This is a genomic window from Desulfosporosinus fructosivorans (assembly GCF_004766045.1).
GTDB lineage: Bacteria > Bacillota > Desulfitobacteriia > Desulfitobacteriales > Desulfitobacteriaceae > Desulfosporosinus > Desulfosporosinus fructosivorans.
Window position 1 is genome coordinate 438,589 of sequence record NZ_SPQQ01000001.1, and the last position, 19,331, is coordinate 457,919.

The 19,331-nt window shown below is 42.5% G+C and carries 24 protein-coding genes and 1 other annotated feature; of the genes, 19 read left to right on the forward strand and 5 right to left on the reverse strand.

Annotation, left to right across the window (positions count from 1 at the left end):
• Positions 1 to 147: 147 nt before the first annotated feature.
• Together E4K67_RS02070 and E4K67_RS02075 are read left to right on the forward strand one after the other, a co-directional pair.
• Complete coding sequence (locus E4K67_RS02070) at positions 148 to 789, forward strand: accessory gene regulator ArgB-like protein (protein WP_135544738.1); 642 nt, start codon at positions 148 to 150, stop codon at positions 787 to 789.
• Complete coding sequence (locus E4K67_RS02075) at positions 783 to 908, forward strand: cyclic lactone autoinducer peptide (protein WP_135544739.1); 126 nt, start codon at positions 783 to 785, stop codon at positions 906 to 908. The genes E4K67_RS02070 and E4K67_RS02075 overlap by 7 nt, the downstream gene beginning before the upstream one ends.
• Positions 909 to 1,127: 219 nt before the next feature.
• Here the strand turns inward: E4K67_RS02075 and E4K67_RS02080 are convergent, their stop codons facing one another.
• The gene (locus E4K67_RS02080; RefSeq protein ID WP_135544740.1) at positions 1,128 to 1,496 is read right to left on the reverse strand and encodes a helix-turn-helix domain-containing protein; all 369 of its coding nucleotides are present in this window, start codon (positions 1,494 to 1,496) and stop codon (positions 1,128 to 1,130) included.
• Between the two features lie 157 nt (positions 1,497 to 1,653).
• Here E4K67_RS02080 and E4K67_RS02085 point away from each other — a divergent pair, with 157 nt between their 5' ends.
• The 8 genes from E4K67_RS02085 to E4K67_RS02120 all read left to right on the forward strand — a co-directional run bounded on the left by E4K67_RS02085 (position 1,654) and on the right by E4K67_RS02120 (position 9,869).
• A complete protein-coding gene (locus E4K67_RS02085) occupies positions 1,654 to 1,854 on the forward strand; it encodes a helix-turn-helix domain-containing protein (RefSeq protein WP_135544741.1) in 201 nt (66 codons plus the stop codon).
• A gap of 259 nt (positions 1,855 to 2,113) precedes the next feature.
• Positions 2,114 to 2,317, forward strand: coding sequence for an aspartyl-phosphate phosphatase Spo0E family protein (locus tag E4K67_RS02090; protein WP_135544742.1), 204 nt, complete (start codon positions 2,114 to 2,116; stop codon positions 2,315 to 2,317).
• A 360-nt stretch (positions 2,318 to 2,677) separates the two neighbouring features.
• Positions 2,678 to 3,319, forward strand: a complete 642-nt coding sequence (nadD, locus tag E4K67_RS02095; RefSeq protein WP_135544743.1) for a nicotinate-nucleotide adenylyltransferase — start codon at positions 2,678 to 2,680, stop codon at positions 3,317 to 3,319.
• Positions 3,320 to 3,393: 74 nt separating this feature from the next.
• Positions 3,394 to 3,645 (forward strand): RNA recognition motif domain-containing protein, encoded by a 252-nt coding sequence (locus E4K67_RS02100; RefSeq protein WP_135544744.1) that lies wholly within the window; start codon positions 3,394 to 3,396, stop codon positions 3,643 to 3,645.
• A gap of 428 nt (positions 3,646 to 4,073) precedes the next feature.
• Positions 4,074 to 4,670: a bis(5'-nucleosyl)-tetraphosphatase (symmetrical) YqeK gene (gene yqeK / locus E4K67_RS02105; RefSeq protein WP_135544745.1), complete on the forward strand. Its 597-nt coding sequence runs from the start codon at positions 4,074 to 4,076 to the stop codon at positions 4,668 to 4,670.
• Positions 4,645 to 5,004 carry a ribosome silencing factor gene (gene rsfS / locus E4K67_RS02110; RefSeq protein WP_243454306.1) on the forward strand — a complete coding sequence of 120 codons (360 nt, stop codon included), beginning with the start codon at positions 4,645 to 4,647 and terminating at the stop codon, positions 5,002 to 5,004. Before yqeK ends, rsfS begins: the two co-directional genes overlap by 26 nt.
• Before the next feature lie 20 nt (positions 5,005 to 5,024).
• Positions 5,025 to 5,225, forward strand: a binding site (T-box leader).
• 97 nt (positions 5,226 to 5,322) lie between these two features.
• On the forward strand, positions 5,323 to 7,827 hold the full coding sequence (gene leuS / locus E4K67_RS02115) for a leucine--tRNA ligase (RefSeq protein WP_135544746.1): 2,505 nt from the start codon (positions 5,323 to 5,325) through the stop codon (positions 7,825 to 7,827).
• A gap of 716 nt (positions 7,828 to 8,543) precedes the next feature.
• A complete protein-coding gene (locus E4K67_RS02120) occupies positions 8,544 to 9,869 on the forward strand; it encodes a PhoH family protein (protein ID WP_135544747.1) in 1,326 nt (441 codons plus the stop codon).
• An 84-nt stretch (positions 9,870 to 9,953) separates the two neighbouring features.
• Here E4K67_RS02120 and E4K67_RS02125 read toward each other — a convergent pair whose 3' ends face one another.
• Both E4K67_RS02125 and E4K67_RS02130 read right to left on the reverse strand, forming a co-directional pair.
• A complete protein-coding gene (locus tag E4K67_RS02125) occupies positions 9,954 to 10,367 on the reverse strand; it encodes a PIN domain-containing protein (protein ID WP_135544748.1) in 414 nt (137 codons plus the stop codon).
• Positions 10,360 to 10,647: an AbrB/MazE/SpoVT family DNA-binding domain-containing protein gene (locus tag E4K67_RS02130; RefSeq protein ID WP_135544749.1), complete on the reverse strand. Its 288-nt coding sequence runs from the start codon at positions 10,645 to 10,647 to the stop codon at positions 10,360 to 10,362. The genes E4K67_RS02125 and E4K67_RS02130 overlap by 8 nt, the downstream gene beginning before the upstream one ends.
• Positions 10,648 to 11,144: 497 nt before the next feature.
• Between E4K67_RS02130 and E4K67_RS02135 the strand changes: the two genes are divergently transcribed.
• The 8 genes from E4K67_RS02135 to E4K67_RS02170 all read left to right on the forward strand — a co-directional run bounded on the left by E4K67_RS02135 (position 11,145) and on the right by E4K67_RS02170 (position 16,130).
• Positions 11,145 to 12,470: a PhoH family protein gene (locus E4K67_RS02135; RefSeq protein ID WP_135544750.1), complete on the forward strand. Its 1,326-nt coding sequence runs from the start codon at positions 11,145 to 11,147 to the stop codon at positions 12,468 to 12,470.
• Between the two features lie 236 nt (positions 12,471 to 12,706).
• Positions 12,707 to 13,045, forward strand: coding sequence for a DUF3796 domain-containing protein (locus tag E4K67_RS02140; protein ID WP_158408373.1), 339 nt, complete (start codon positions 12,707 to 12,709; stop codon positions 13,043 to 13,045).
• Positions 13,046 to 13,249, forward strand: a complete 204-nt coding sequence (locus E4K67_RS02145) for a helix-turn-helix transcriptional regulator (protein WP_135544752.1) — start codon at positions 13,046 to 13,048, stop codon at positions 13,247 to 13,249.
• A 323-nt stretch (positions 13,250 to 13,572) separates the two neighbouring features.
• On the forward strand, positions 13,573 to 13,878 hold the full coding sequence (locus tag E4K67_RS02150) for a PadR family transcriptional regulator (protein ID WP_274594831.1): 306 nt from the start codon (positions 13,573 to 13,575) through the stop codon (positions 13,876 to 13,878).
• Positions 13,878 to 14,225: a DUF1048 domain-containing protein gene (locus tag E4K67_RS02155; protein ID WP_135544754.1), complete on the forward strand. Its 348-nt coding sequence runs from the start codon at positions 13,878 to 13,880 to the stop codon at positions 14,223 to 14,225. The genes E4K67_RS02150 and E4K67_RS02155 overlap by 1 nt, the downstream gene beginning before the upstream one ends.
• Positions 14,226 to 14,234: 9 nt before the next feature.
• Entirely contained in the window at positions 14,235 to 14,585 is a 351-nt protein-coding gene (locus E4K67_RS02160) for a DUF1048 domain-containing protein (protein WP_135544755.1), read from the forward strand.
• Between the two features lie 15 nt (positions 14,586 to 14,600).
• On the forward strand, positions 14,601 to 15,359 hold the full coding sequence (locus E4K67_RS02165; protein ID WP_135544756.1) for an ABC transporter ATP-binding protein: 759 nt from the start codon (positions 14,601 to 14,603) through the stop codon (positions 15,357 to 15,359).
• Positions 15,360 to 16,130 (forward strand): ABC transporter permease, encoded by a 771-nt coding sequence (locus E4K67_RS02170; protein WP_135544757.1) that lies wholly within the window; start codon positions 15,360 to 15,362, stop codon positions 16,128 to 16,130. It abuts the gene before it with no gap.
• Positions 16,131 to 16,799: 669 nt separating this feature from the next.
• On the opposite strand, the gene E4K67_RS02180 is transcribed toward E4K67_RS02170, so the two are convergent.
• On the reverse strand, positions 16,800 to 17,828 hold the full coding sequence (locus E4K67_RS02180; RefSeq protein WP_135544759.1) for an AraC family transcriptional regulator: 1,029 nt from the start codon (positions 17,826 to 17,828) through the stop codon (positions 16,800 to 16,802).
• Positions 17,829 to 17,977: 149 nt separating this feature from the next.
• On the opposite strand from E4K67_RS02180, the gene E4K67_RS02185 reads away from it, so the two are divergent.
• Entirely contained in the window at positions 17,978 to 18,754 is a 777-nt protein-coding gene (locus E4K67_RS02185; protein ID WP_135544760.1) for an SDR family NAD(P)-dependent oxidoreductase, read from the forward strand.
• 179 nt (positions 18,755 to 18,933) lie between these two features.
• Here the strand turns inward: E4K67_RS02185 and E4K67_RS31290 are convergent, their stop codons facing one another.
• Entirely contained in the window at positions 18,934 to 19,167 is a 234-nt protein-coding gene (locus E4K67_RS31290; RefSeq protein ID WP_338031832.1) for a DUF6199 family natural product biosynthesis protein, read from the reverse strand.
• Positions 19,168 to 19,331 lie beyond the last annotated feature (164 nt).

Genomic DNA, 19,331 nt, shown 5'->3' on the forward strand with positions numbered 1-19,331 from the left:
AATACATTCTTCATATTTTTCAGAGCTGAAAAATAACGGTCTAAGCAACAAAACCTACGAGTCACAACGTGATTCCTACTGGTTGTACATATGATATTGGAACTATATGGAGTAGGTGGTACGATAGAATTGGAGGGGAAAGAATGAATGAATGAAATTTCAATCCATAAAATGGGACATGCAGTTGGTTTATATGTTGCAAAAAAGATTTCAAGACTTGACCAAGCAGAATATCTTGAATATGGTGCCGAAATTTTGTTAGGAAGTATTGTCAAGTTGAGTATCATCTTCTTTATCGCAGCCATGATGCAAGTCGTCCTTGAAGTAGCAGTCTTACTTGTAGTAACTGGGCTGATTCGCACTTTATCTGGTGGAGCGCATTGTTCTGCATATTATAGATGTCTAGTAATAAGTGCTTTAATATTTACGGCATTGGGTTACATAATTAAAACTGTTTACCCTTTTATTAAGCTATTACCATCAACCGCTTTGCTTGGAATCACAGTATTAGCAATGTTTTTGTACTGGCACTATGCTCCTCAAGCCCCTCTTAATAAGCCTTTTGAGAACAAAGCTAAAGAATTGGCCTTTCGTTGGTACACTTTAATTGTAGTGGGCACGCTATCTGCTACGGCAGTTATTGTAGGAACTAGCAATTTGATTGCTTGGACAATGGCATTTGCATTATTATGGCAAGGGTTTACGTTAACACCAGCAGGACATAGGTTTATCGGATTATGGGACATTTTACTTACTCTTAAAAAGAAAGGAGGCGAAGCAGAATGTTAAAATTCGCAACCAAAATTGTATTTCAAGGATTTGCAGCAGTATTAACTGTCGTGGCAATGACAAGCATTGGGACAACTAGCATGTTTTTAATGTACCAACCGGAACCGCCTAAGAAGTGAGTTTAGCAAAAGAGTTTTTCAAACTAGGCAACATATTATCAATGCATAATTGTTGAAGCTTCGGATCCTATTCAACAAAAGGGATTGCCTTGAACGTTCAAGGCAATCCCTTTTGTTGAGTCTTAGATCATTTAAATTGCTTTCGCTAATTTATCCAAGGTTCCTTCTCGGTTAGCAATTTATTTATATTAAAGAAAAAAAGGCCTAGGATGGTCTCTCCTAATCGCCTTTGCGGTATTTTCTTAGAATAAATTCTTTGAATTCTTCGAGGGCTTTCCTCGCTTCTTCTGGTAGATCTTCCATCGGATCATCTGAACGGTGGGCGTCTTGAGTATTGTAACCTTGTTCGCTTTCAAGCAAATAAGGAAAATTGCATTTTTCCATTGCAGTATCATCTGTACGACCTAATAAGAAGTCAGTAGATACTTCAAAATAATCGGCAATTTTTTGTAGAGTATCATAATCTGGTTTGCGTCTATCGACTTCATATTGTGCATACGTACTTCGGGACATACAAAATATTTTTGCTAGTTCTTCTTGAGTAAGTCCACGTTTATTTCTTAAATATAGTAGTCTTTTCCCCAGCATTACGGACATTCCTCCTTTACTATAGTATAGTCGCAATAAGCGACAATTAAAATAAATGTCGCGAATCTCAACAAAGAGTATTGACAGTCGCGAAGTGCGACTGTATTATTAAAATGAATATTAGTGGCGTAACGCAACCGGATAAAGGGGGGGAAGTGTGGCTGAATTTGGCAAGACGAGGCTGTGGCTAATAAAATACCGCGGGGATTTAACGCAGCAACAAGTTGCAAATAAAGCAGGAATAAGCAGATCATATTATGCAGAATTAGAGTCAGGCAGCAAAAACCCTGGTGTTAAAACTGCTAAAAGACTGGGTAGCGTTTTAATGTTTGATTGGACGATTTTTTTCAAAACATGAAGATTGTCATTAAGATGTATCAAAGTGATAGTTTTCATAGTTTGAAAGGAAAACCTCATCCAATAATCGGGTCTAGGTTGAACTGGAGTTAATGGTGAAGAAAGTAAAATAAATATTGGGGGAGGGCTGTTATAGAGCTCTACCCCTTTTGTTTAGCTCTTCTCTCATTTATAAAACATAAAAGTGGGTCCCCGGTTTTGCCGGGGCCTTACTTTTTGGGCGCACTGATCCCCAAATATAAAAATTAACGGAGGAGAGTATGTCTGAAATCGAAGAATTAATAAATCGAATCGAAGAATTACGCCTAAACATGATTCAGGCAAAAGAGGGAAGAAATTATACGGATCCCGAAGTCATAGCAACAAGTCAAGCGTTAGATGACGTATTAGACAAGTATCAAGAGATGATAATGAAAAAAGCTGAGCAGGATGACAGAGATAGAGCCCTTGGTGTGGGGCTCTAATCTTAAATGCCCTGTTCGAGTCCTTAACGAGTGCCCGAAGGCTTGGTGCTAGCCTAGTTTTCTGTAATTTATGGTTAATCTAAACGTGCTGTGTTACAATACCCAGTAGTTATAAATTTTTGAGGATAGATTATCATCAAGCTCGGTAATCCTATAAGTGTATGCACAAACTGCTAAAAATTAAGAAGGTTCATATAATTATTAGTCAAAGAAATAAAATTACCTTCTTAATCTAAACAAACTTAGCTAGCTAAGTTAATATAATTCATAGTTGAGAATTTAATGAAGTTGCTTGTTAAAGAAATTATACTTTAAGCTGTCAGTGACTGTTGAGCAACTTTAGGTTATGGAGAAGAAGTAATGGGTGATGAGCAAAAAGGCAAAGTGGATAGGTTGGGGATTATGGGCGGAACCTTTGACCCAATTCATTTTGGGCATTTGGTTGCTGCAGAAATGGCCCGCAGTATGTTTAATCTAAGTAAAGTGTTGTTCATACCGTCTGGAACACCGCCGCATAAAGATAGAAGCGACATTACAGACGCAGGGTTTCGATTCGAAATGATTGAACGTGCTATTCAAGATAATCCAGCGTTTGGAATTTCTGCCCTCGAACTTGAGAGAAAAGGGCTATCCTATACAGTGGATACGTTGCGCGCTTTGCGGGGCATATATCCTGAGCATGAACTATATTTCATTACGGGGTCAGATGTTCTTCGTGAGATTTTTTCTTGGCGTGAAGTAGAAGAGATTTTAAAGATGACCGAGTTTATAGGCGCGGCACGTCCGGGGTTTGACGCGAGTGATTTTCTTCTTCAAATCCAGCATAAGCACCCAGAAACACAGGGGAGAATTCATTATTTGGAAGTGCCGGCTTTAGCGATTTCCTCAACAGATATTCGATCAAGGGTTAAGCAGGGGTATCCCATTCGCTACCTTTTGCCTGAGCCAGTTCGTCTTTTTATTCAACAACATGGTCTTTATCGTGAAGACAATGTCTTATAAATTCGTATACTCTACCCGGATTTGATCATACTAAAAACGATCAAATGAATTAATTCGAAGAGGTGACTATAAATATGGCAACAACACTTTATGTCGGAAATCTCCCATGGAATACTACTGCAGAGGAACTTAATGAATTCTTTGCCCCATATGGACAGGTTGAGAGTAGTCGTATTATTACCGATCGTGAAACTGGCCGCTCCCGGGGGTTTGGTTTTATCGAAGTGGGAGAAGCAGATGCGGCTCGTATGGCTGAAGAGCTAAATGGCATGGATTATGGTGGACGACCATTGACTGTCAATGAGGCTAAACCGAAACAAATTTAATATACTAAGGGAGACCTCTGGTCTCCCTTAGTCGTTCAGGGTGAGAAGGGACGGTTCTTGTGCAAGCTGGGGGACGATTCTTGCGACTTGCATTTTTGTGTTAAGGAGTGATTCAAATGATCGGAATAGTAATAGTCGCTGTGATATTATGGCTTGTTAAATATACTTTTTATCAAAGAGTGAAACGGTAGTTGGAGGAGCGATTTAAATGATTAGAAAATGATTAGAATAATAAAGCTGGTAGTAATAGTTGCTGTGGTATTATGGCTTGTTAAATACTTCTTATAAAGGAGTGTGTCAGTAGGCATGGCGTGCTGTGGAGATATTTGCATTTATTCAATCAAAAACCCTTTGTGTTTTTGCATTGGATGAGTGTTAAGAATATAATAGAAGAATCAAGTTGAGAGATAAAGGGGAGCGGGAAAATAGTGAAGTTAAGGGCTGAAGATGTGTTGAATTTAGCAACTCGCGTCCTTTCCGAGGAGCGATTTAAACATACGTTAGATGTTGCAGATTGGGCTGAAAAGTTGGCAAGGCATCATGGATTGGACCCGGTAAGTGCCCGTTGTGCAGGGTTGGCACATGATTTGGCAAAGGAGATTCCGATGCAGGATCAGGTTAGTTTAGCCCATCGGTGGGATTTACTGAACTATCCTGAAGATGAACAGAACCCAGCTGTTTTACATGGGCGCCTTGCGGCTTATTGGTTGGAACATTATTTTAAGGTGGACGATGCTGAGGTTCTGGCGGCTATTGCGAGTCATACGTTAGGGAGGCCAGGAATGTCTCCTTTGGAGATGCTCATCTATAGTGCTGATTTGACAGAACCTAGTCGAGATTTTCCAGAAGTGGACATTTTGCGCCATTCCTTGTATGATGATTTAGAAAAGGGTACATTAGACTGTGTTGAGCGCACTTTGATATACTTAAAGAAAAGGAACAATCCGATTCATCCCTTAACCCAATTGACCTATGAGGATTTGCAAAGGAGGAAAAATATTGGAACTGGATCAAAAAATGCTTAAACAAGTCGTTGACATTGTTGAAGACAAAAAAGGCATCGATGTTTCCTTGCTTAATTTAAAGGAGATATCTATGGTTACGGATTATTGCTTGATTGTAACGGGAAATACGACAACTCAGGTTAAAGCTATAACCAACCATTTGGAAGAAAAGTTGCCTGAGATGGGTGTACCGGTATTCCATCTTGAAGGATTACCGTCTGCTAAATGGGTCTTGATGGATTGTGGCGGCGATTTAGTCGTTCATGTGATGACCCCTGATCAGCGTGAATTTTATCAGCTTGAACGTCTCTGGAAGGACGCTGGAGTTGTCTCCTTCGACCCTAACTTAGTATAGTCAAAAGTCGTGAATGAAATGTAAATGCCATGATAGGGAGCAGTACTTAGGAACCCTCATTTAGAGAGGCGGCGTTAGGTGAAAGCCGTTGTAGGGAACTTTTGGAACTCGCCTTGGAGCTGTGTTCAGGTCGCAATGAACACCGGTGCGAGCCGTTATAATCGTTTGAGCACTTTTTGAAATTGGGTGGTACCACGGGAGCTTAGTCTCTCGTCCCTTCAGGGACGGGAGACTTTTGCTCTTTTTGAGTATCTTTGCTTTGATAGTTTTGTTTATTTATATAAATTCTTGAGATTAATCTTTAAGGGGGCAGGCTCTATGCAAGAGAAGTATTCGTTTTCCCAGATCGAACCGAAGTGGCAAGAACATTGGGTGGAGAGCAAAGCCTATAAGACGGAAAAAATTTCTTCAAAGCCAAAGTATTATGCCTTGGCTATGTTTCCTTATCCTTCGGGAGATCTGCACATGGGGCATGTGCGTAACTACTCTATAGCGGATGTCATCGCTCGCTATAAGCGGATGCAAGGGTATAATGTCCTACACCCTATCGGTTGGGATTCCTTTGGCTTACCAGCGGAAAATGCTGCGATTAAGCACCAAACCCCTCCGGCGGACTGGACTTGGAAAAACATTGCTAATATGCGGCGTCAGCTTAAAGAAATGGGAATATCCTATGATTGGGACAGGGAGATGGCGACCTGCCACCCAGGCTATTATAAATGGACGCAGTGGATATTTATCGAGTTTTACAAACATGGCTTAGTGTATAAGAAAAAGGCTGCTGTGAACTGGTGTCCGTCCTGTAGCACAGTGCTTGCTAATGAGCAGGTTGTGGATGGAGGATGTGAACGGTGTGATACCATTGTAACGAAGAAAATCTTGGAACAGTGGTTTTTCAAGATTACGGATTATGCGGATATTTTGCTTGAGGATTTGGATAAGTTGCCGGGCTGGCCTGAAAAGGTGAAAACCATGCAACGCAACTGGATAGGTCGTTCTGAAGGAGTGGAGGTCAGTTTTCCTTTGGATGGGCGTCCAGAGAAGATCTCTGTGTATACCACCCGGGTTGACACCCTTTTTGGAGTGAGCTATGTGGTCTTAGCTCCAGAACATCCCTTGGTCACAGAGTTGGTCAGTGGAACAGAGTATGAAGCGGATGTTTCGGCGTTCATTAAAAAAATGCAGGGACTTAATGAAATTGCCAGGACGTCTACGGACGCTGAAAAAGAAGGGCTGTTCATCGGGTCGTATTGTCTTAATCCGCTGAGTGGGAAAAAAGTGCCGATCTGGATTGCGAACTATGTGCTGCTCGAATACGGAACGGGCGCGGTCATGGGTGTGCCAGCTCACGATGAACGGGACTTTGAGTTTGCAACAAAATATAATCTGCCGATTCGTTCGGTAATTGTTCCTGCGGGGAGTGCACCAGAGGCGAAAGATCAAGCGCTTGAGAGCGCTTTCACGGGGAAAGGAATTATGGTCAATTCCGATTCCTTTGATGGTCTGGATAGTAATGAGGGCTTAGAACGGATTGCAGATGAAGCGGAACGCCGTGGTCTGGGTCAAAGGAAAGTTAACTTCCGTTTGAGGGATTGGCTCATTTCTCGTCAACGTTATTGGGGTACTCCTATTCCGATCATCTATTGTGAATCTTGCGGGACAATACCCGTGCCTGAAGAACAGTTGCCTGTTTTGCTTCCCGCAGATGTTATCTTTAAGGCTGGAGAAAATCCTTTAGCCACATCAGCGTCGTTTACAGAAACAACGTGTCCTCAGTGCGGAGGAGTGGCGCGGCGTGAGACGGATACGATGGATACGTTTGTTTGTTCCTCGTGGTATTTTTTGCGCTATACTGACCCTCGCAACACGGAAGCCCCTTTCACTAAATCTGCGGTGGATCAGTGGATGAACGTAGATCAATATGTTGGGGGGGTGGAACATGCCATTCTACACCTTCTGTATGCACGCTTCTTTACTAAGGCTTTGCGGGATTTAGGACACGTGAAAGCGGATGAACCGTTCCAAAACTTGCTTACACAAGGAATGGTTTGTATGGATGGAGCTAAAATGTCTAAATCCAAAGGGAATGTTGTGAGCCCTGAGGTGATTATTGGAAATTATGGGGCGGACACGGCACGCCTATTCATCTTGTTTGCTGCCCCTCCTGAGAGAGACTTAGAGTGGAGTGATCAAGGGGTTGAAGGCTGTTATCGTTTTCTGAACCGAGTTTGGCGTCTGGTCGCTCAATATGAGCCGATTATTAAGGAAACTCTGAATCACCCAGCCTCATCTAAGGGCCAAACGGACCACTGGGCGAGCCTGGATGCAATCAGTAAAGATATGCGCCGGCATACTCATATGGCTATTCGGCATGTGACGATAGACATTGGAACACGTAATAATTTCAACACGGCGATTAGTACTGTCATGGAATGGGTCAACGCTTTGTACATCTATAAGGAACAGCCTACTGCGGATGCTGCGGTCGGCAGGGAGGCTGTTGAAGCAATTCTATTACTTCTTGCCCCCTTTGCTCCGCATATCACAGAGGAGCTCTGGATGGAAATTGGGCATACGGAGAGCATTCACAAACAGGCTTGGCCCGTCGTGGATGAAGCTGCTCTTGTCCAAGATGAAGTAACGGTTGTTCTTCAAGTGAATGGTAAAGTTCGAGACCGGATTATTGTGCCAGCTGATACTACAAAGGCAGATTTGGAAAAGATGGTGCTTACCCAGCCCAAGGTTTTGGAATTTACCGAAGGGAAGGCTATTGTTAAAGTGATTACGGTTCCGGGTAAGTTGGTTAATATTGTAGTTAGGTAGATAGGGACTTGTGAGACACAGCGCTCGGATCATACGACGCAGAGCAAACTAACCGTGTAAGCTTCTGATCTGGGGAGCGGGGTTCCCGCCAATTCGCCATCCTTGGCTCAGTTGGCGGCTTCGCACGTCCTGTGCTCAGCCCCGTATTTGGGGTCGCTTACACGGAAGTTTGCTGGGCTGCTTACGTAAAAGACGTCGCGCTGTGTCTCACTGCGTCCCGGGCTTGGAACGGCGGGGCGGGACCGGTATGGAGCAGGGACGGAATGCGTGGGAGACGGCACATTTCATGTGCGCCGTCTTGCTTTGAGGAGCGCAAGGTCAGTGTAAGGTCAAGGACGGTTCTTGGACTTGTGTGACACAGCGTCCCGGGCTAGGGCTGGGAACGGAGGACTTGTGTGACACAGTTCTCGGAGAAAGTGTAGGGACGTTCCTTTTGCTTCTTTGGTTTCGAAACGTGGTTGTTAAGTAAAGTGGATACATTGTTTTTGTATTATTGGCCTTTCGGGGCCAATTTTTACATTTCTTTAACATTAAGTAAGCTTTCGCTTTACATAAGTATGTTACAATTTTAATATGAACCAAAGTATTGAAAATAGCACCTAGAAGTGCATTCCGATTATTGGGAGGGATGGACCTGTTGCTTGGCAGCAGTTGTGATGGCAGGGAAGATAAAGAATTGAGTCATTTCAGAGCGACAGAAAAGGAGTGTTATATCTTTGCAGAAAGTATATGTACTCGATTCCAGTGTGTTACTGCATGACCCTAACGCGATATTTCTATTTCAAGATAATGAGGTAGTTATCCCTTATGTGGTTTTAGAGGAGATTGAAAGCAAGAAACGTCTCTTGGAGAATGTCGGTCAAGCCGCCCGAGAGGCCATCCGTCATCTTGATCGCTTACGAGACATTGGTCAACTTTCTCAGGGTGTTATATTGCCGAACGGAGGAAATGTTCGGATCGAGTTGAATCATTACTCCAATGATATTATGCCACTAAACTCGGATCTGGCCTTGGCGGACAACCGAATTCTAGCGGTCTCCTTAAATTTAACTCGTGAAGAAAAACGCACCGTCATTTTGGTTACTAAAGATATTGCCATGCGTGTAAAAGCGGATGCCTTGGGAATCTTAACGGAAGATTACTATAATGACAAAGTGGTACTGCCTCCGATTATGGATGAGATCTCAATAATGCCCTTAGAGGATACCGAGGTTGCTGCACTTTACCAAAATAAATACATCCCCTTAAAGGATCCATTGCTGCCAAATCGCTGCGTAAAGGCAGTTTTGAGTGATGACTCACTACTCCCCTTAGTTTCGTCTCCAGATGGTGAAAGATTAGTCTATCAGATGGGGCCGAGTAACGCCTCTTGGGATATTAGACCGAAGAATATGGAACAATCCTGGGCTTTGGAAATGCTCAATAATCCTGAGATCAAGTTGGTCAATTTGATGGGCCCTGCAGGGACTGGAAAAACTCTACTTGCTTTAGCGAGTGGCCTGGAACAAACGGTTCATGCAGAGAATTATCATAGGATGCTTTGCGCTCGGCCGATTGTCCCTTTCGGCAAGGATATTGGCTTTCTTCCAGGGGAGAAGGATCAGAAGGTTCGTCCCTATATGCAACCAATCTATGATAATCTTGAATATCTACTGCGACCACGGCGGGAGAAAGAGCGCGAGAGAGGTGGAGAATCTATTGTTGACAGCGCGATTGACCTGTTGATCAAGAAACGACAGCTTGAAATTGAAGTGCTCACTTACATCCGGGGCCGAAGTATTCCTAATCAATTCATGATTATTGACGAGGCTCAGAACCTTACTGCGCATGAAGTAAAGACGATTATTACGCGGGCGGGTGAGGGGACAAAGATTGTGCTTTGCGGGGATCCAGATCAAATTGATCATCCTTATCTAGATAAGGGGAGTAACGGGTTAGCCTATGTCGCGGCGCGGTTAAATGGTCAATCCTTCTATGGTCAGGTTAGACTGATCCGCGGGGAACGAAGTGACTTGGCAACACGAGCGGCACGTTTGTTGTGAGTTGTGTAAAGCAGAAAGACCTCTAACTATAATTAGAGTCTTTTTGCTTTTACTAATTTATTCTAAAGAAATTTAAACATTGTCTTATAGTGAAATATCTTGTGGTCTGTAAAATTCACAGCCTAGCTTTCTAAAATCCTTAGAGTTCCATGTCAATATTGGTAGCTTTAAACTCCTTGACTTCTCGGCTAAGTAAACGTCTACAAAATCTACATTTATCTCACGAAACCGAACTAAGACATGTTGCATCAGAATGTCTTCTTCGAGTTCAACTCCGTCAGATTCAATAAAATCCTCAAACACTTGTAAAATTGCTTCTTTTTCGAATCTATATACTTTACGCAAGACCCAATAGGCTTCGATTAGAACAAGTGACAGAATATAAAACGTAGTCTCACCTTGTTCAATAAGTCGTACCAATTGCTCGATTTGAGCGTCATCGTCTTTTACGAATAAACGAATCAAGATGTTGGTATCAGCTATCATAGGCTTATTCATTTTCGAATTCCCTTAAACCACTGGTAACTGCTTTTGCCCGTTCTGTTATAGCTAATTCAATTGCTTCATCTACATCTATGGAGGAGGTAGACTTCAATGCTCCCATGACCCCTCGAATTGACTTTTTAGTTTTAGGCTGAACTTCAATAATTCTTTCGTTTTCATCTAAGACAAAAGCTAATCTGTCTCCCTCTTTTATGTTTAAAAGAGTTCTTAGTTCAACTGGAATAGTTAACTGTCCTTTACTAGTTAATTTACCAGAAAGAAGTTGTTTTGCCATACTAATCTCCCTCCATCCTAACTAAAAGTATTACTAATATTATAAGTAATACTTTTAGAAAAGTAAAGTTTTGACAGTTAGCATTCAATCCAAATGCCTAAACATGTATGTGCAAGGTCAGGTGCAAGGTCAGGGACGGTTCTTGGCCTTGTATTTGCTTTTGTCTTTAGGGAGCGGGGTGCCGACAAAAGCGTCAGCTTTGGCGCAAGGAGTTGTAGTAGGACGGTTGTTTGACTTGGCAAACAAGTCAAACAACCGTCCCTGCTTGTCGTTCAGGAAGATGGCAGATTCTGTGTGCTCTATTTCTCGTATGGGTCAGCTTTATTTCCTACGAGTGAGCTTTTTTTGAGGGGCTTCATCTAGTTATGAATGGTTAGTTTATTCTGGAATATAGTTTAAGGGAGAGTGGAGTCGTTAACTGGTCGTCAGGTAGAAGATAATTAGTAATATATGGAATATAGTATTAAAAGAGTGACAGAAAAGGAGTGTTCTATATTTTGCAAAAAGTATATGTACTCGATTCTAGTGTGTTACTGCATGATCCCAATGCAATATTCCAATTCCAGGAAAGTGATGTTGTTATTCCTTTCGTGGTATTAGAGGAAATAGAGAGTAAGAAACGACTTATGGAGAATGTCGGTCGGGCTGCTCGAGAGGCCATCCGTCATCTTGATCGTTTACGAGACATTGGTCAACTTTCTCAAGGTGTTATTTTACCGAATGGAGGAACGATTCGTATTGAATTAAATCATTATTCTAGTGATGTTTTGCCGCTGAACTCGGATTTGGCTTTGGCAGATAACCGAATTCTTGCGGTTTCCTTGAGCTTGTCGCGAGAGGAAACTCGACCGGTTATACTGGTCACGAAGGATATTGCCATGCGTGTTAAAGGGGATGCTTTAGGAATCTTAACGGATGATTATCATAATGACAAAGTTGTGCTGCCCCCAATTATGGACGAGATTATCGTACTGCCTTTGGAGGATGAAGAGGTTGACGAATTTTATAAAAGTAAGTATGTTCCATTAAAGATACCCTTGCTGCCAAATCGCTGTGTAAAAGCTGTTTTGAGTGATGACTCAGTACTCCCCTTAGTTTCGTCTCCAAATGGGGAAAAGTTAGTTTATCATATGGGTCCAAGTCACGCCTCCTGGGATATTAGGCCTAAGAACATGGAACAATCTTGGGCTTTGGAAATGCTCAACAATCCAGAGATCAAGTTGGTTAATTTGATGGGTCCAGCAGGTACCGGGAAGACTCTTCTTGCTTTGGCGAGCGGTTTAGAACAAACGGTTCATGAGGAACTCTATATCAGGATGCTTTGTGCTCGGCCGATTGTCCCTTTTGGTAAAGATATTGGATTTCTTCCTGGAGAGAAGGATCAGAAGGTTCGTCCCTATATGCAACCGATTTATGATAATCTTGAATATTTACTTCGACCACGGCGGGAAAAAGAGCGCGAAAAGGGCGGCGAAGCTATTGTTGACAGCGCCATTGATCTGCTAATCAAGAAGAGGCAACTTGAAATTGAAGTGCTCACCTATATTAGGGGGCGAAGTATTCCCAATCAGTTCATGATTATTGATGAGGCCCAGAACCTTTCTGCGCATGAAGTAAAAACGATTATTACGCGAGCGGGTGAGGGGACAAAGATTGTGCTTTGCGGAGATCCAGATCAAATTGATCATCCATATCTAGATAAGGAAAGTAACGGTTTAGCTTATGTCGCGGCACGGTTAAATGGTCAATCCTTCTATGGTCAGGTTCGATTGATTCGCGGAGAACGGAGTGAACTCGCGACGCGGGCGGCAGTTCTACTATAAGGGACTTGTGTGACCCAGTGCTCGGGATTGGACTAAGAGCAATCTGGCCGTATAGGCTCTTTTCGATGCAGGGCAAATGAGCCGTCCGACGATCATAATTTGAGCAGGACGTTTGAGATTAGGGTACGATGAGCCTGACTTAGGAACGGCCATATTTCATGTGCACCTTGACATCGTCAGGCGTTAGTTATATATTTATAACATCATGTTATAAATATATAACGGAGAGTGATTTTATGAAAAAGAGGTTCAACCCTTTAGCCTTATTCGGTTTCCTTGGATTATTCGGATTGCTTGGTCCCCTTACGGGTAATGAGACATGGTATTGGTGGTTTGCTTGGCTCGTATGGTTTGGAAATTATAACAAGCCAACAGATGAAAGGTTTTTTGAGAATCTTGCAAAGACCGGGCTTGCATGCTTTGCTATAACAATGCTGGGACTTATGGTGATCCTTTTCCTGAAGGGGTTAGGTATATCTAAGGACATTATTTTCACTGGTATAGAGATTATTTTTACAGTGCCTCTGCTCAGTTTTGTTTTTTTACTGAAATATTTCGAAGAACGTGATCTATAAATGGGAAAATTAGTAACAACTTTAAAGAAGCATCGTTTCTTGGCTGAGATGTCTCAAGACGAATTAGCTAATTTAGTGGGGGTACGCCGCGAGACCATAGTTCATTTAGAAGCTGGAAGATATAATCCATCTCTAAAATTGGCCTTTGATATCGCAAAAATATTTAAAGTTCCCATTGAAGAGATATTTACATTTAGTGACTAAATAAAGGCAGGTGGATCATTTGTCAATCCACCTGCCTTGTTTAATTAGTCGCAACTATCTCATTCTACCAACATTTCATTGATAGTACATTTTACTATCCCCACCGGGCTTGATTGAAAAATCAGGCCCTTTCTTTATTCCATTCAAGATGAAGGAGTCAAATTGCTTGCCGGTTAGCATCTTGCATTAGTTGAAATTCATTATCAGAACAACCGCTATTGACAAACCGACTACTACGTGTTACTTTATAGCAGTAGTAAGTAATACTGAATATCGGTCATACAGAATAGCAAGGGGTGATTGTGCTGGAAAACCTAACGGAAATGCTCAAAGGCGTCCTTGAGGGCTGTGTCCTTGAAATTATAAGCCGCAAAGAAACCTACGGCTATGAAATCACGCGGCGGCTGAACGCCCTCGGCTTCACAGATGTTGTGGAGGGAACGGTGTACACCATCCTGATCCGGCTTGAAAAAAGCAAGCTGGTAGAGATCACCAAGAAGCCCTCCGACATGGGACCGCCGCGAAAGTTTTTCGCGCTCAACGACGCGGGGCGTGAGGAGCTGCGGAGGTTCTGGGAAAAATGGGAATTTGTTGCGTTGAAAATTAACGAGTTAAAGGAGAAAAAATAATGAATTTTTGGGAAAATATCACAGGCAGCGACATGACTAAAGAATTGAAAACTTTTGAATCGCGAGCCAAAAAGCTGCCGACTGATTATCAAGCGGCATGGGAAAAAATTAATGCCAATCTTTGGGCGTACTCAGATTTCACCGGTCGCAACCTCATGCCAATTCTTGACGGTGTGCTTGGCCTGCTCGAAGAAACGGCGGCGGACGGTCAGAGTGTCCAAGAGGTTTTGGGTGACGATATCAAAGGCTTCTGTTCAGCGCTGGCCGGCGAAGAAGGGGCAAAGTCTTTTCGCGACAAGTGGCGCGAGCAACTCAACAATAATATCGCTAAAAAATTAGGTAAATAGGAGGATAAAATGAGCATAAAAGATATCATCAAAGGCAAAAAAGAGTGGCGAGCGCACGTGGCGCGTGTCAAAGCGCTCCCGCAAGATTATCAGATTGTTTATAAAGAGATTCAAAAATATCTCTTTAAGGGCGGCTCTGGTGAGCTAACCGACGGGATGGTTTTGTTCTCGGGAATTATCGATCTTTTTGAAGAGGGCGCGGCCTTGGGGAAAGGCGTGCTCGAAGTGACAGGCAGTGACGTAGCGGCTTTCTGCGATGATCTAGTCAAAAATTCAAAAACTCACGCTGACATCTATCAAGAATCTGTTGACCAAGAAGTTAACAAGGTCATGAAAAAGGTTACGGATAAAACAAAGTAAAAGGGGGATAGCGGGATGGAAAAAGCAATTGAAGTGAAAGGTCTGCGAAAGTCTTTCAAGGACACAGAAGTCCTAAAGGGCGTCGATTTTGAAGTGAAGCGAGGTGAGATTTTCGCCCTACTTGGCTCCAACGGCGCGGGCAAGACGACGATTGTTAAAATCCTCACCACGCTGCTTAAACAGGACGGAGGCACCGCCGTCGTAAACGGATTTGACGTCGCGTCAAAGCCCGACCATGTACGGCAGTCGATCAGCCTGACAGGGCAATTTGCCGCCGTGGACGAGATATTGACCGGGCGGGAAAACCTTATCATGATCGCCAGGCTACGACACCTGAAAAATCCGCTTCAGGTCGCGGACGATTTACTGAACCGCTTCGGCCTGACCGATGCCGCCGACCGCAGGGTTTCCACCTATTCGGGCGGTATGCGCCGCAGACTCGACATCGCCATGAGCCTTAGCGGAAAACCGCAGCTTATTTTCCTCGACGAGCCGACCACCGGGCTTGATCCCGAAGGACGCATCGAGGTTTGGAAGACTGTCAAAGAACTTGCTAACGGCGGCACGACGGTATTCCTGACCACGCAGCATCTGGAGGAAGCTGAACAGCTTGCCGATCAAATTGCCATTCTGCATGAGGGTAAGATTATCGCGGGCGGCACGCTTGCTGAGTTGAAAAAGCTGCTCCCGCCCGCTAAAGTAGAGTATGTTGAAAAACAACCGAGCTTGGAGGAAATATTCCTCGCAATCATCGGCAAGAAGGAGGAAAAGTAAATGGAAACGATTAAGAAACACTTTTTCAGCGATATGGGTGTTATGCTTGGACGTTCCATGCGTCATATTTTCCGCAGCATGGATACCATCATCACGGTCACCATCACTCCGATCGCGATGATGCTGCTGTTCGTTTATGTGTTCGGCGGCGCGATTCAAACCGGCACGGATAACTATGTGAATTACCTGTTGCCCGGCATCCTGCTGATGGCGATTGCAAGTGGCATCGCCTATACGGCTTACCGTCTGTTTATGGATATGCAAAGCGGCATCTTCGAACGGTTCCACTCCATGCCGATTGCGCGTTCGGCCGCGCTGTGGGGGCATGTGCTGACCTCACTGGTATCCAATGCGATTTCGGTTGTCGTAATCATTCTCGTAGCGCTCATAATGGGCTTCCGCTCGTCGGCAGGGGTACTCTCATGGCTTGCCGTGGCCGGTATACTCGCGCTGTTTACGCTGGCCTTGACATGGATCGCGGCGATTGCCGGACTGTCCGCAAAATCGGTGGACGGTGCAGGCGCCTTTTCCTATCCGATAATATTCCTTCCGTTTATCAGCTCAGCGTTTGTACCGACTGAGACGATGCCGCCGGTCGTTCGGGCCTTTGCTGAAAACCAGCCAGTGACCTCAATAGTGGAAGCCATCCGCTCCCTGCTGGCGGTGCAGCCCGTCGGAAATGATATTTGGGTTGCGCTCGCGTGGTGCTTAGGGATACTGATCGTCGCATATCTATTTGCGATGCGCGCATACAAACGGAAAGCAGCTTAATGTTTGCAGGCATTAAAATGATAGTGGTCAACAAAAACAGCGCGGTATATCATATACACAGCTTGCGCGGCTGGCAGGAGTAACGCCCTCCACCGTATACAGTATGTTGCAGCCATGTAAGCGCGGTTACATTGACACTCCCCACAGATGAATCTGGGGGATTCTTGGGTGATTAAACGAACATCCGTTTCTGACTATCGAGTATGACCCCAAGTTAAGGCTAAGCCATTAGCCCTCCTAGATCAGAGCATATAGCTATCTAGGGGCTTTACGGCAACAAGTGGTAAAGAAACTGTGTGATGGATTGGATTTAAGCATTATAGATTTTTTCGACTGCGATTTATTCCGAACCCTGCCGCCGGAAATTGAATAGCTCTCATAAAGAGAAAACGCCTGGCAGTTCATTCAACTGCCAGGCGTTTTTTATTTGGGAAAATACCGTTAAAGGGACGACGAAACAGTGATAACTGTCCTAATAAGTGAGAGGATGATTTTTCTCCTACCGGTACTTTGATAACCGAATACCCGATGGCCCGGATACGTTCATGCGTGAGGGAGCCAAGCCGCAGGTGCGCCAAGACTATCGGCCCAGGGACGATACGAACGGGAAACACCATTACGGCAAGCAGATTACGGCAGGTCTGCCCGGCAATACCAGGTACAGGTCTTTTACTGAATATAATAAGAAGAATGTGCAGCAACTCTGAATTCACTTGGAGTAAGACTTGTCCATTTTTTAAATGCTCTATGGAAAGCACTTGCTTCTGAAAAACCAATAATATATGCGATTTCATCTATAGAGGCATTATTATCATTCAAGCATTGTAAAGCGATATCTTTACGTATTTCATTCAAAATTTTAGTGAATGAGGTTTGTTCTTTATTAAGATATGTCTGCAAACTTCGAACACTAATTGCCAGCTTTCTGGCTACTACTTTAATAGATGGCATGTCTCTATTCATTTCTTTCAAGATTATACGTGTAACCTTTTTGGAATAGGTTTCATCACCATCATATAATTCAATAGTTTCTTGAGCTTTCTTTTCAAATAGATCAAGCAGATTATTATTTGGTTCGATAATAGGTAGATTCAATAGCAAGTTGTCGAAGACCAAAGCACTAACCTGCTTTTCGAAATAAACTGGACATTGAAAAATTCTCTTATATTCGGATATATCTTTGGGTTTGCGATGTGTAAAATGCACCTCATTCAAGTTTATACTTTTTCCAGTTAGCATTTTTATATAAGATAGCAGCCCGGATATCTTATAATCGGAAAACTGCCTGTTATTTAAGAGTATTCTGTCGATGGTTGTAATACTTACAATGGCAAAACTACCCTCTATTCGAACATCAGTAATACTAGTTTCATCAACAATTTTTTCATACCTGCAATATTTTTCTGATGCATCACCTAAAGTACGGCAATTCATCAGAACGTATCCAAGAATGTTCGAAAAGCCTTTTGATAAAAGTTCTCCCAGATAAAGACCTATACTTTCATTATTAGCCAGCCTCATAGCTTCTTGAAGAATCTTATAAACTTCATCAGCTATCAACCTGTTATCGGGTGACTCCAGAATGGAAGGGCTAATACCGATTGTCTCCAAAGCCTTTTCTCTTTTAATACCATTAACTTCAAAAAAATTAAAAACTGTTGACATTTTGGTAACCGATATTGAAGATTCATTTCTCATAAATAAACCACCTAATTAAAGTTATTTATAGCACAAATATAGATTATTTTGTAGTGCGTTATAAGTCAATACTTTTTCGTTATATATCATTGGATGCAAAGTACTAATAAGGTATAACTTAATTAGAAATATTTGAGAGGTGAAAAATTGTGAATAAAACAGTATTAATCACTGGTGCTTCAAGCGGAATAGGAATGGAAATAGCAAAACTATTTGCTAATGACGGCTATGACCTGGTATTGGTTGCAAGAAGAAAAACACAGCTAGAAAAGCTTGCATCTGAATTGACTAATAATTATCCCATTTCTATAACTATCATTGCTAAAGATTTATCTCAACCGACATCCCCGGATGAAATATTCAAGGAACTAAAAGAAAAATCTATACACATTGATATTTTGGTAAACAATGCGGGGACACAGATTTACGGGGAATTTCAAAAAACAGATCTTAACAAGGAACTACAGCTTATACAGGTGAATATGGTATCCCTCACCCACCTTACCAAACTGGCTATTGCAGATATGCTTAAGCGTGGTTCTGGGAAAATACTCAACATTGGTTCAACAGGCTCTTTTGCTCCAGCACCACTCAATGCAATTTACTGTGCTACCAAATCATACGTATTAAACTTTTCCGAAGGAATATCCAAGGATCTTGAGGGAACTGGTATTTCTGTCACCGCACTTTGTCCCGGAGCAACCCAAACGGAATTTGCGGAGAAGGCAAAACTACTGAATACAAGATTGTTTAATTCATCTGTTATGAGCGCAGAGAAAGTCGCGAAAATAGGATACAGAGCTTTATTTAAAGAAAAACGAGTTGAGGTTGCTGGAATGATTAATAAATTACTGGTTTTTTCGATAAGGTTCACACCTAGATGGCTTGTATTAGAACTCGGAAAGATACTTATGAGCTCAAAGTAAATGGATAATATACGAAGAAGAATTTAAAGAAGAAGCGAAGCTAAACCTCATCCTCATCCTCATCCTTGCTTGTTGTCCAAGGCTATTGAATGAAGGGGAATAGTGTGAATTATGAATCTCTCTCTTCACTTTCGATGATATGGGAAAGTTGTTGGAGGTGAGAGTTAGTGCACATCATTCTACATATGTGCCATATAGTATACAAAACTTAACCAAGCTATGGGGATACACATTATGATGAATCCTATAATTCTACGAATTATAAATAAGGATTTTGGTGGTTCTTTGGTTGCCTTCCATTCTTCATGTATTTTCCACATAAATCTTGGATTTATAAAATTGATAAGACCAGTGAAGAAAAATATACCCAAAAAAATCCAAGATACAATGTTGACAATCTGGGGTATTCCCAATTTTAATCAACCCCTTATTAATTTTACTATTTAATGATTTACAAAAAAGTGTTTTCTTACAGTTCCTACTTACCTGGAATTAAGAACCAAATAGCAAGGGAAATAACTATAGCCATTATTCGCTGAATAGTAAATGCACTTCACTCAACTCAGCATTTTTACAA